The organism is Bradyrhizobium sp. HKCCYLRH3073 (genome assembly GCF_051167995.1).
Taxonomy (GTDB): Bacteria; Pseudomonadota; Alphaproteobacteria; order Rhizobiales; family Xanthobacteraceae; genus Bradyrhizobium.
Map to the genome: position 1 here is coordinate 203,654 of NZ_JBNPUD010000003.1, position 11,494 is coordinate 215,147.

The window sequence follows — 11,494 nt, forward strand, 5'->3', positions numbered from 1 at the left end:
ATGGAGCGGCTTTGCGGCTTGTCTGTGTCGTCAAGCGAAGGGGGGCCGAGCTCGTCGATCTCGCACCCCCCGCGCGCGAACTACTTCCTGGTCGTGCTGGAGCCGGTCGTCGTCATGCGCTGGCCGGGAGCGCTCTCGGAATGCCCCGGGCCGGCGGCCGTGTTGCGCTGATGACCAGGCGCATACTCGGACGCGCCGGGCGCCGTCGAGGTCCTGCTGGTCTGCATGCGATGGCCGGGCGCCGTCTTCGACACGCCGTGCAAACTCCCTGCGGTCTCTGCGGCGAACGCTGGTGAAGCCGCGAACAGCGCCGCGGCCAGAACGACTGCCATCCTCATGAACGAACCTCCTCCTTGTTGAGACCGGAGCAACATGGAGTTCCTGGCGATCGTTCCGGCTCCCGTACTATCCCGGTGTTCCCGGCGGGGACGCCGCTGGCGTCAATGTCGGCGTCGCACACTCCGGCACCCGCGCCGCAGCGGGGCACGGTGCGACGCGGCATTGCCGCGGGCCTCCTGATGTGTCCTGCGCCGTTTCAGGGGGATGGCGTCGCCGAAAGCGTCTTCCAGAGCAGATATCCGCCCAGCACGATCAGGATCATCGGCATGAGCGGCAACGGCAAGGCAAGAAGATCCCACAGGCCGGCCGCAAGAATGATGACCCCGATGACTACGCCGAACCGGTCGACCTTGAGGCTCCGTTGCGTCCGCACCATCTGTGCACCCAGGATGAGGACGCCGACGCCCACCAGGAACCAGCCCCAGGGAAGCCCGGCGAGCATGACCACGCCGAGCCAGATGAAGAAGACGGCCCAAGCGCCTGCATCGATTTGACGGTGCGGATCGGGCGTGTCGTGGGATGGGACGAGAGACGCTTGCGTATCGGCCATGATGCTGCCTCCGCTTCTCTGACGACGACAGCTTGGTGCGGATTCACGTCGGCGCTGTTGATGCAAGTCAACCAAAGCGCGGGGGAAGCGCTAGGTCGTGGCGGACGCAACGACCTTCGATCCAGCACAAGCGAGCCAGTTGAATGCGCCGGCAGGCAGCGTCGGCCAATTCGGATAGCGCGCGTAGCCCGGATGAGCGATAGCGACATCCGGGGCCTCACACGTCACCTGTGATGAACCCGGATGTCGCTTCGCTCATCCGGGCTACGCGACCTCGACCACCAGCGCCGGATCGAAATCCGGGTTCTCGCGGCCATAGCCGTGCGGGTTGCAGATCACGCGGGTGGCGCCGACCATGTAGTCCGAGGGCGTGTGGATGTGGCCGTGGACCCAGAGTGCGGGTTGCGTCGCGAGGATCAGCGCTGACAGGTCGGAGGCGTAGGCGGCGGTGACGCGGTCATTCCGATATTTGTCGGCGACCGAGCCCCAGCCGGGGGCGTGGTGGGTGACGACGACGGTCGGGGCCTTCGAACGGCGTCTCCAGCAGGCCCGTGAGCCAGGTGCGGGATTTCAGGTGCAGGCCGAGCGCCTCCTGCGGCCGGAAGCGCAGCCAGGGCTGTTTGCGCCAGGTGATGCGGCGATGGTCGTTCATGCGGTCGCGGCAGACCGCCATGGTGTGGACCTCGGAGCCGGGGCCAAAGATCGCATAGTCGGTCCACAGCGTGGCGCCGGCAAAGCGCACGCCCGCGAGCACGACCGCCTCGTTCTCCAGGAGATGCACCCCGAACCGCGCCGCCTCGGCGCGCGCCTGCGTCAGCTCCTCGGGATAGGTGCGGTGATAGAACTCATGGTTGCCCATCACCATGACGATCGGCGCGTCGTTCGCGACGATCTCGCGCAGCCGCGCAAACCCGTTCACCGCCCCCTCACAGACATCGCCGGCGACCACGACCACATCGACCCCGGGCAGCGCCGCGATCGGCTTGATGTCGGCCATGTCGGCGTGGAGATCGGAGAAGATGTGCAGGTGCATGGGGGGAGAGAGGTGGAGCCCCGAGCTCATTTCGTAAGACGCGTTAACGAAGCGTAACGCGCTGAACAGGTCAAGCGGCGGATTACGCTCAATCTGCTGTCGGCCGCCTATATGTGAACTAAGTCGTAAATCCCTTCAACGATACCATTTGTGAAATCTATGGTTGAATTCAAATCAGCGATAGTGATGGGCCAGCGAGCATTCGGATAGGTCGGGTCAACGTCAGCCTCGTGAGCTATCTTGTTGCGGCGATCAACGACGAGCCTCAGTGCATCTTTCAAGTCCTTGGCCGGCCGGCCAAGTTTGTCCCCGAGAGCATCCCAGAGCTTGATTTCAGTAACGAGGCGAAATGCATCAGCCAAGCGGTCTGGATGTTGAAAGGACTGGAATGAATGTTGACTCCGAATTTCGTCTTCAAAGTTCGCACGAGTGATTGCGGCGTTGGCTGAAAGTGCATCTAAAGGCACACGAAAGCGAGCATAGGCAGGAGTCATTGCCCGCTTCCCGTCGAAAACTTCTAACATTCCGATGCGAACAGCCTCGTGAACAAAGTGGTCCAGAGCGCTAACCGCGAGGACGTGTCCTGCCCGCAATATGTCCGACAAATCAATTGCGTCAGTCACCATCGTGCCTAGAGCTGCGTTCAATCCACCGAGCGACTGAACTCTTGCTATGTTTGCTCGATAAGATGAAATAGCATCAAGCATTGTCGATGAGCTTAATTACACGGTCTGCTGCAGCCGAGAATAATTTGGCGAACTGCTTCATTGATTTTTTGGTTCGTTCCAAGACGATTCCGGTTTGCTCCAATTGTGTGTCAGTTAGTGCGAACACTGGAGCGCTGTGTTTTTGAGATTGAGCGATCAAGCCATTAAAATCCGACATTTGTAAAACGGGTTGTCCAGCCTTGAACCCGGCAGCTTTGTATGTTGCGTCTGGAAGGAGCATGTCGCAAGACGACAATGCCGGAAGCAACCTCTCGTCAACTTTCTTTTGGATTTCGTTGATCCATTTCTGGAATGCCGTCGAGGGGGTGTTGCCATGCCGGAGTCGATATTTTTGGATTATTGTGCCCATGAACTTTGGGTGGCAAGGCGGAAGCGGGTAAGTCGCTTCCTGCAGAATTTTGATTGATGAAGCTTTATCTGCCCACGCCTTCCACTTTGGAAGCACAGAGGCTAGTGACTCAACTGCCATCATGGAAAAATAGTCGGGTGCCATCGGGACAAGGAAAAAGTCGCTCGTCGCGACAAGGTTTTGATTAATCGGGCCAAGACTGGGGCTCATATCGATCAGAACAATATCGATCTCGTATTCTTTCGCAGTGAGATCCAGCAGGTGCGGAATGGCGCCGGGCAGGTTCTGGAGAGTGACCAATGAGCCGGACAGCTCTTGGGCAATTCCAAGAGTTGTTTCGTATTCGGCTATACCGATATGACCTGGCAGCAGCAGTAGATTCTTTTGTTGCTTCATGACCTCGCAGGTCACAGCTGAAAGAGGTGTCGGCTTAGATTCGAATGCTGGGGCGAGTCCGTCCCGAAGGTTCCTCACGCCGCCTTTGTTGTAAATTTCTTCGAGATCGTCGATGCCCTCAAAGCCGAGGAACATGCCCGTGAGATTGCATTGGGGGTCGCAGTCGACAAGCAGTACCCGTTTTCCCTTCTTAGCCAGCATCCAGCCCAGATTGAATGAGGTTGTTGTTTTGCTGACGCCGCCCTTGTGGTTGAAAAGTGCGATACGCTTAGCCATTACATTGGTCTCCCGGCAATATCTAATTAGTTAGCTTGAAATCGCGAGCATGCCCGGGGAAGCCCGGGCATGCCAATAAATGCTTGCTGCCTACACTCGAAATTACGAACACCCCGTCGTGCTGCCGCACGTATCGCACTTCATGCAGGTGCCGTTCCGGACCAGGGTGAAGTTGCCGCACTCCGAGCACATCTCGCCTTCGTAGCCCTTGGCCTTGGCTTCGGCGCGGCGTTCGGCCTTGGAGGCGACTTGCGCGTTGGCGGTGCCGGCCTTGCTCCATTGCAGGGCCTCGAGCTTCTCGGTGGGCGAGAGGTCGTGCTGCGGCTCCTGCTTCAGCGCGACGGCGCCTTCGATGGCGTCGCCGGTGCGGGAGCCGGAGAGGGCGGTGACGCGGCCCGACGGGCCGGCGTCATGCGGGGCGGAGACGGCGGTCGTGGCCGTGCCGCCGCGCATCACCACCAGGTTGTCGGTGCGGGAGCGGGTCAGGCCGCGAGAGACGTACTTTGCGGCCTGCTGGCTCGGGCCGTCCTCCGCCATCTTGCCTTCGTCGACGCCGCGGCCGAGCGCGTCGAAATTGCTCTCGGAGGGATCGACATGGGCGAGGTCGAAGCGCGACATGTAGCTGACGGCGAGCTCGCGGAAGACGTAGTCGAGGATCGACGTCGCGTATTTGATCGAGTCGTTGCCCTGGACGGGGCCGGCCGGCTCGAAGCGGGTGAAGGTGAAGGCGTCGACATACTCCTCCAGCGGCACGCCGTACTGGAGGCCCAGCGACACCGCGATGGCGAAGTTGTTGATGAAGGAGCGCAGCGCCGCGCCCTCCTTGTGCATGTCGATGAAGATCTCGCCGAGACGGCCGTCGTCATACTCGCCGGTGCGCAAGTACACCTTGTGGCCGCCGACGACCGCTTTCTGGGTGTAGCCCTTGCGGCGATCCGGCATCTTCTCGCGCTCGCGCATCACCACGATGCGCTCGACCAGCTTCTCGACGATCTTCTCCGAGACCTGGGTGGCACGCGCGGCCATCGGCTTCTCGTAGAAGGACTCGACCGCATCGTCCTCGTCCTCATCGTCGGAGATGAGCTGCGAGTTGAGCGGCTGCGACAGCTTCGAGCCGTCGCGATACAGCGCGTTGGCCTTCAGCGCGAGCTTCCAGGACAGCAGATACGCCGCCTTGCAGTCCTCGACCGTGGCGTCGTTCGGCATGTTGATGGTCTTGGAGATCGCGCCCGAGATGAACGGCTGCGCCGCCGCCATCATGCGGATGTGGCTCTCGACCGAGAGATAGCGCTTGCCGATCTTGCCGCAGGGATTGGCGCAATCGAACACCGCATAGTGCTCCGCCTTCAGATGCGGGGCACCCTCGACCGTCATCGCGCCGCAGATGTGGACGTTGGCGGCCTCGATCTCGCGCTTGGTGAAGCCGATCGCGGCGAGCAGCTCGAAGGTCGGCTGCGCCAGCGCTTCCGCCGAGACGCCGAGCTGCTTGGTGATGAACTCCTCGCCGAGCGTCCACTTGTTGAACACGAACTTGATGTCGAACGCGGTCGGCAGCGCCTTCTCGACCTTGGCGATGGCCTCATCGGTGAAGCCCTTGGCCTTCAGGGTCGAGGCGTTGATGCCGGGCGCGTTGGACAGCGAGCCGTGACCGACAGCATAGGCCTCGATCTCGGCGATCTCGCTCTCGCGATAGCCGAGCGCGCGCAGCGCCTCGGGCACGGCGCGGTTGATGATCTTGAAGTAGCCGCCGCCGGCCAGCTTCTTGAACTTCACCAACGCGAAATCGGGCTCGATGCCGGTGGTGTCGCAATCCATCACGAGGCCGATGGTGCCGGTCGGGGCAACCACGGTGACCTGGGCATTGCGATAGCCGTGGGTCTCGCCGAGCGCGAGCGCGTCGTCCCAGGCCTGGATGGCGTGGCTGACGAGCGAGACCTGCGGGCAGTGGGCGTGGTCGAGCGGCACCGGGGCGACCGATAGCGCCTCATAGCCGGTCGCTTCGCCCCTCGCGGCGCGGCGATGATTGCGGATGACGCGCAGCATGTGCGCGGCGTTCTTCTTGTAGCCGGGGAAGGAGCCGAGCTCGCCGGCCATCTCGGCCGAGGTCTTGTAGGCGATGCCGGTCATGATCGCCGACAGCGCGCCGCACAGCGCGCGGCCTTCCTTGGAGTCGTAGGACAGGCCCATGGTCATCAAGAGACCGCCGATATTGGCGTAGCCGAGGCCGAGCGTGCGGAACTCGTAGGACAGCTCGGCGATCGCCTTCGACGGGAACTGCGCCATCAGCACGGAGATCTCGAGCACGACCGTCCAGAGCCGGCACAGATGCTCGTAGGCGCCGACGTCGAAGTGCTTGGTCTGCGTGTTGTAGAACGTCAGCAGGTTGGCGGAAGCCAGGTTGCACGCCGTGTCGTCCAGGAACATGTATTCCGAGCACGGATTGGACGCGCGGATGTCGCCGGACGCCTTGCAGGTGTGCCAATCGTTCATCGTGGTGTTGAAGTGCAGGCCGGGATCGGCCGAGGCCCAGGCGGCGTGGCCAATCTTTTCCCAGAGGTCGCGCGCCTTCAGCGTCTTGACGACCTTCTTGTTGGTGCGGCCGATCAGATTCCAGTCGCTGTCGGTCTCGACGGCGCGCAGGAAGTCATCCTTCAGCGACACCGAGTTGTTGGAATTCTGGCCGGAGACGGTGAGGTAGGCCTCCGAATCCCAATCGGTGTCGTAGATCGGGAAGTCGATGTCCTTGTAGCCCTGCCTGGCGAACTGGATGACCCGCTTGATGTAGTTGTCGGGCACCAGCGCGCGGCGCGCGAGCTTGATCTCGCGGCGCAGGGCAGGGTTCTTCTCGGGGTCGAAGCAGTCGTCGCCGGAGCCCTCGCAATTGACGCAGGCCTTCATCACGGCCTTGAGGTGCTTCTGGTTGATCTTGGAGCCGGTGACGAGAGCGGCGACCTTCTGCTCCTCCTTCACCTTCCAGTCGATATAGGCCTCGATGTCCGGATGGTCGGCGTCGACCACCACCATCTTGGCGGCGCGGCGGGTGGTGCCGCCCGACTTGATGGCGCCCGCAGCGCGGTCACCGATCTTGAGGAAGCTCATCAGGCCGGACGAGCGGCCGCCGCCCGACAGCCGCTCGCCTTCGCCGCGCAGCCGCGAGAAGTTGGAGCCGGTGCCGGAGCCGTATTTGAACAGGCGCGCCTCGCGCACCCACAGGTCCATGATGCCGCCGTCGTTGACGAGGTCGTCCTCGACGCCCTGGATGAAGCAGGCGTGCGGCTGCGGATGCTCGTAGGACGATTTCGACTTGGTCAGCTTGCCGGTCTTGTAGTCGACGTAATAATGGCCCTGGCCGGGGCCGTCGATGCCATAGGCCCAGTGCAGACCGGTGTTGAACCATTGCGGCGAATTCGGCGCGACCATCTGCTTGGCGAGCATGAAGCGCAGCTCGTCGTAGAACGCGACCGCGTCCTCTTCGCTCGAGAAGTAGTTGCCCTTCCAGCCCCAATAGGTCCAGCAGCCGGCGAGGCGGTCGAACACCTGCTTGGCGGAGCGCTCGCTGCCATAGCGCTCATTCTCGGGCAGCGCGGCCAGCGCCTCGGTGTCCGGCACCGAGCGCCACAGCCAGGACGGCACGGTCTCTTCCTCGACCTTCTTCAGCCTGATGGCGACGCCCGCCTTGCGGAAATACTTCTGCGCCAGCACGTCGGAGGCGACCTGCGACCAGAACTCGGGCACCTCGACATTCTCGAGCCGGAACACCACGGAGCCGTCCGGATTCTTGATCTCGGACGTGGTCAGGCGGAAGTCGATCCCCTGATAGGGTGACTGTCCTTCGGTGGTGTTGCGCCGTTCAATCCGCATCGCGAGCCCCAATAGTTCTTGCCGGACCGCGTCGTTGGCGGCCGGGATCATTGCATCCAAGGGCGGCGGCTGGAAGTCCCCGGACGCTGCCGGGAAACTCGTCTGCCGCCGCAGTTCAACCGGTTGCCCGGTCCGCATCTGTTCAGCCTCGAAGGCGAAGGCCTTGCGCCGTTGTCCGGCGTCTCGCCCCGTCTTCCTGCGCGGCGCGTGCAGCCCGTCCGCTGCCCGCACCGTCCGTTCTCAACGCGTCACTTCCGCCGCTCTGCTCCGTCGTGCCTGCAGGGGAGACCCCACATCTAGTGGGTTCCCCGCCGGGGCGCGGCGGCGCAGCGATTGGTACACAGGGCAGACGGCGACCCTCGCCCGCAGCCGTACGGACGGCGGCGTGGTCGTCTTCGAACCCTCTCGAGGGAAGCGGCCGGCCAGACCCGAAACATGACTGTGCGCCGAACCGGGCCGGAAGCTAGGACGACTCCGCTTCCCCCGTCAAGGACTAGTGGGGGTTCCCTAACCAAACACTAAATATGGGGGAAAGTACGGGATAACCAGGGCGTGTGCCGGTATCGTGATGGCCGTAACTATCGGCGAGTCCTCGCGGATTCGAAACCGGAAAAATTTGTTCGGAGCGCTGTCCACAGGGCTTCGTCCCGCTGTTCACAGGGGCAGATTTATTCGCGTGCAAACGGCGTGTTTTGCTTGCATCAGCGGGACTCACGGGCGCCTACGGAGCGTTCGCGGGGCAGGCATGCCCCACAATCCCTGGTGTGGCCGGGAAAACGCCGGCAAGGTCGTCGTCCCACGGACGGCGCCGGTGATTCCATGACAGACAAGCCAGTGGCCAGCGGGCGGATCACGCCCGCCGGGCTGATGTTCCTCGCCATCACCTCGCTCGGCTGGGGCTTCAACTGGCCCGTCACCAAGCACCTGGTGGGCGTGCTGCCGCCCTTGACCCTGCGCGGCACCACCGGGGTGGTCGGCGCGCTTCTCCTGGCTCTGCTGGCCGTCATCCGCAGCCAGAGTCTTTACGTGCCGCGCGAGGTCTGGCCGCGGCTGATCCTGGCCGGGATGCTCAACGTCACCGCCTGGATGGTGCTGATGGGACTGGCGCTGCTGTGGCTGCCGGCGGGCGAGGCGGCGCTGATCGCCTACACCATGCCGGTGTGGGCCTCGCTGCTGGCCTGGCCGATCCTCGGCGAGCGGCCGACGCTCCTGCGCGTGCTGGCGCTGGTGCTGGCGTTCGCGGGGCTGGCCGCGATCATGGGCAGCAACGGACTCAACGCCAGTCGCGACAAGCTGCCGGGCATCCTGATGGTGCTCGGCGGCGCGTTCGGCTTCGCGCTCGGCACGGTGATGGCCAAGAAGCTCCCGATCAGGCTGCCGCCTTTGTCGGCCGCGGCCTGGCAGATCGGCATCGGCTGCGTGCCGATCGTGATCGTGGGCTTCGCGGTCGAGCATTCCGACTGGACGAAGCTCGACCGACTCGACTGGGCGCTGATGTTCTATTCCACCGTGATCCAGTTCTGCGTCGCCTATGTCGCCTGGTTCGCGGCGCTGTCGCGGCTGCCGGCCTCGGTGGCGGCGATCGGCACCATGGCGGTGCCGGTGATCGGCGTCGTGGCCTCCGCGATCGCGCTGCGCGAGCCGCTCGGGGCAGGGCAGGTGGCCGCGTTGGCCTTCACGCTGGCCGCGGTGGCGATGGCGACCCGCGGCTAGCGCCAGCCGGCTTGCCGTCCAGCGCGCGTCGCACCATCTGCGCAAGCTCGGCGCGGCGATAGGGCTTGGTCAGCAGCAGCGCGTCCGGCACGAGCTGCTGGTTCTCGACCATCTCATCGCCGGTATAGCCGGAGGTGTAGAGCACGGGGAGCGCCGGGCGCGTCGTCATGATGGTTTCGGCCAACTGCGGGCCGCTGATGCCGCCGGGCATGATGACGTCGGTGAACAAGAGGTCGAAGGGCTGGTTCTGCGCGGCGATGGCCAGCGCCTCCGAGGCCTGCGAGGCGACGAGGGTGGCGTAGCCGAGGCCTTGCAGCTGGGCGAGCACGAAGTCGCGCACCAGCGGATCGTCCTCGACCACCAGGATCGTCTCACGGCCATGCGGCAGCGCCTGCTCGTGCTCTGGCTCGGTCTGTTGCGCCGCCTGCGCCGCCGGCAGATAGAGCCGGATCGTCGTGCCGCGGTTCTGCTCGCTCTGAAGCTTGACGTGGCCGCCGGACTGCCTGACGAAGCCATAGACCATGCTGAGGCCGAGTCCGGAGCCCTTGCCGGCGTCCTTCGTGGTGAAGAACGGCTCGAAGGCGCGGTCCGTCACCTCCCGCGGCATGCCGCTGCCGGTGTCGCTGACCGCGACCATGACGTAGGAGCCCGGGACGATGCCGGGATTGGCCGCCGCATAGGCCGCGTCGAGCGTGGTCTTCGCCGTCTCCAGCAGCAGCCTGCCGCCATCGGGCATCGCATCGCGCGCGTTGATCGCCATATTGACCAGCGCGTTGGCAAGCTGCGCGGAATCGACATGGGCGATGAGATCCCCCTCGGCGAGAACGGTCCTGATCTCGACCTGCTCGCCCAGCGTCGGCCGCAGCAGCTTGGCGATGTCCTCCACCGTGGCGTTGACGTCGATGTCGCGCGGACGCAGCGGCTGCTTGCGGGCGAAGGCGAGCAGATGCCGGATCAGCTCGGTGCAGCGATCGGTGGCCCTGCCGATCAGGGCCGCGAACTCGGCCGCCGCCGGCCGGTCCCGGACCGCGTCGATCAGGACCTCGATCGACCCGGTGATGATCGTCAGCATGTTGTTGAAGTCGTGCGCGACGCCGCCGGTGAGCTTGCCGATGGCATCGAGCTTCTGCGCCTGCTGCAGCAGGCGCTCGGTCTCGTGCACGTCGGTGACGTCGTGATACACAAGCGCGGCGCCGCTGATCGCGCCTGCGGAATTGCGCAGCGGCCGGCCGCTGACCATCAGGCGAAACTGCGGCCGGCCGTCGGTCGGCTTGACCACGACCTCGCGGCGGTCGAACGACAGCCCGCGCAGGGCGCGCGCGATCGGGAGCTCCTCGTCGACGATGCGGGTGACGGCGTCGCTCTCGTAGAACTGGTTGGCGGCCAGCATCTCGGCGAAGGTCTTGCCCACATTCGTTCCCAGGAAACGTCCCATCGCCTGGTTCGACAGCATGATGGTCCCTTCGGGATCGACGACGAGGACGCCCTCGGCCATGCTGTTGAAGGTGTTCGTGAGAATGGCGGAGAAGCGGCGCAGCTCGTCATAGGCGGCGGCGAGATCGCTGCGCTGCTGCACGGCCTGGGCTTCCAGCGAGGTCGCAGTCTCCCGTGACAGGGTGAGGGACGAGCGCAGCGCCCGGTCGGAAAGACGAGCGCGCCGGACGAGATAGCCCGACATCAGGAGCAGCAGGCCGACGCCGGCGAGGTCGACCGCCAGCAGCCAGGACCCGGTTCGTCGCGAGATCGTGGCGCGGTCCGCCAGCAGCCGGCGCTCGTCGTCGGTAAAGGCGTCGAGCGCCTGGTTGATCGTCGTCATCGCCGCCGGACCGGCCGCGCTCGCCGCCAGCGCCTGCAGGCCGTCGCGATCGTTCGCCGCGTGGCGACGGATCAGCTCGCCGGCAAGCTGGATGCGCCGCTGCACGATGCCATAAATTGCTCGCAGCCGCTCGCTCTGCGAGGAATTGTCCCGGACGAGCCCTCGCAGGTCGGCCCAGGCCGCAGGGATGAGTCCGCTTGTCTCCTGAAACTCTGCGATGAACCGGTCGGCTCCGGACAAGGCGAAGCCGCGCGAGGCCGCTTCTGACTGACGCAGCAGGACGCGGAGCTCGGAGGATTTCTCCAGCACCTCCATCGTGTGCTCGACGAGGGCGGTATCGTTGCGCGCCTTGATGTCCAGTGCCGTCGACGCGGCGCCGATCGCGAGCAGAGTTCCAAGGCCGAGCCCCAGCACCACGCGCCGGCGGATCATC

At 64.4% G+C, this 11,494-nt stretch carries 8 protein-coding genes; 1 reads left to right on the top strand and 7 read right to left on the bottom strand.

Annotated features, from left to right (window positions below):
* Nucleotides 1–80: 80 nt before the first annotated feature.
* From ACQR1X_RS08665 to ACQR1X_RS08690, 6 genes are all read right to left on the bottom strand, one after another.
* Nucleotides 81–338: a hypothetical protein gene (locus ACQR1X_RS08665; RefSeq protein WP_434898653.1), complete on the bottom strand. Its 258-nt coding sequence runs from the start codon at nt 336–338 to the stop codon at nt 81–83.
* A 197-nt stretch (nt 339–535) separates the two neighbouring features.
* The gene (locus tag ACQR1X_RS08670) at nt 536–889 is read right to left on the bottom strand and encodes a hypothetical protein (protein WP_434898654.1); all 354 of its coding nucleotides are present in this window, start codon (nt 887–889) and stop codon (nt 536–538) included.
* 457 nt (nt 890–1,346) lie between these two features.
* Complete coding sequence (locus ACQR1X_RS08675) at nt 1,347–1,886, bottom strand: metallophosphoesterase (protein WP_434898655.1); 540 nt, start codon at nt 1,884–1,886, stop codon at nt 1,347–1,349.
* A 143-nt stretch (nt 1,887–2,029) separates the two neighbouring features.
* On the bottom strand, nt 2,030–2,629 hold the full coding sequence (locus ACQR1X_RS08680; RefSeq protein ID WP_434898656.1) for a HEPN domain-containing protein: 600 nt from the start codon (nt 2,627–2,629) through the stop codon (nt 2,030–2,032).
* Complete coding sequence (locus tag ACQR1X_RS08685; protein WP_434898657.1) at nt 2,622–3,671, bottom strand: ParA family protein; 1,050 nt, start codon at nt 3,669–3,671, stop codon at nt 2,622–2,624. Before ACQR1X_RS08685 ends, ACQR1X_RS08680 begins: the two co-directional genes overlap by 8 nt.
* 102 nt (nt 3,672–3,773) lie before the next feature.
* Nucleotides 3,774–7,532 (bottom strand): vitamin B12-dependent ribonucleotide reductase, encoded by a 3,759-nt coding sequence (locus ACQR1X_RS08690; RefSeq protein ID WP_434898658.1) that lies wholly within the window; start codon nt 7,530–7,532, stop codon nt 3,774–3,776.
* Between the two features lie 819 nt (nt 7,533–8,351).
* On the opposite strand from ACQR1X_RS08690, the gene ACQR1X_RS08695 reads away from it, so the two are divergent.
* On the top strand, nt 8,352–9,245 hold the full coding sequence (locus tag ACQR1X_RS08695; protein ID WP_315800187.1) for a DMT family transporter: 894 nt from the start codon (nt 8,352–8,354) through the stop codon (nt 9,243–9,245).
* On the opposite strand, the gene ACQR1X_RS08700 is transcribed toward ACQR1X_RS08695, so the two are convergent.
* Entirely contained in the window at nt 9,208–11,493 is a 2,286-nt protein-coding gene (locus ACQR1X_RS08700) for a CHASE3 domain-containing protein (protein ID WP_434898659.1), read from the bottom strand. The genes ACQR1X_RS08695 and ACQR1X_RS08700 overlap by 38 nt on opposite strands.
* Nucleotide 11,494 lies beyond the last annotated feature (1 nt).

Excerpts from the sequence above, each read along its gene's own strand:
- ACQR1X_RS08680 (WP_434898656.1), bottom strand. The coding sequence starts at position 2,629 with ATGCTTGATGCTATTTCATCTTATCGAGCAAACATAGCAAGAGTTCAG.
- ACQR1X_RS08675 (WP_434898655.1), bottom strand. The coding sequence starts at position 1,886 with ATGGCCGACATCAAGCCGATCGCGGCGCTGCCCGGGGTCGATGTGGTC.
- ACQR1X_RS08670 (WP_434898654.1), bottom strand. The coding sequence starts at position 889 with ATGGCCGATACGCAAGCGTCTCTCGTCCCATCCCACGACACGCCCGAT.
- ACQR1X_RS08695 (WP_315800187.1), top strand. The coding sequence starts at position 8,352 with ATGACAGACAAGCCAGTGGCCAGCGGGCGGATCACGCCCGCCGGGCTG.
- ACQR1X_RS08685 (WP_434898657.1), bottom strand. The coding sequence starts at position 3,671 with ATGGCTAAGCGTATCGCACTTTTCAACCACAAGGGCGGCGTCAGCAAA.
- ACQR1X_RS08690 (WP_434898658.1), bottom strand. The coding sequence starts at position 7,532 with ATGCGGATTGAACGGCGCAACACCACCGAAGGACAGTCACCCTATCAG.
- ACQR1X_RS08665 (WP_434898653.1), bottom strand. The coding sequence starts at position 338 with ATGAGGATGGCAGTCGTTCTGGCCGCGGCGCTGTTCGCGGCTTCACCA.
- ACQR1X_RS08700 (WP_434898659.1), bottom strand. The coding sequence starts at position 11,493 with ATGATCCGCCGGCGCGTGGTGCTGGGGCTCGGCCTTGGAACTCTGCTC.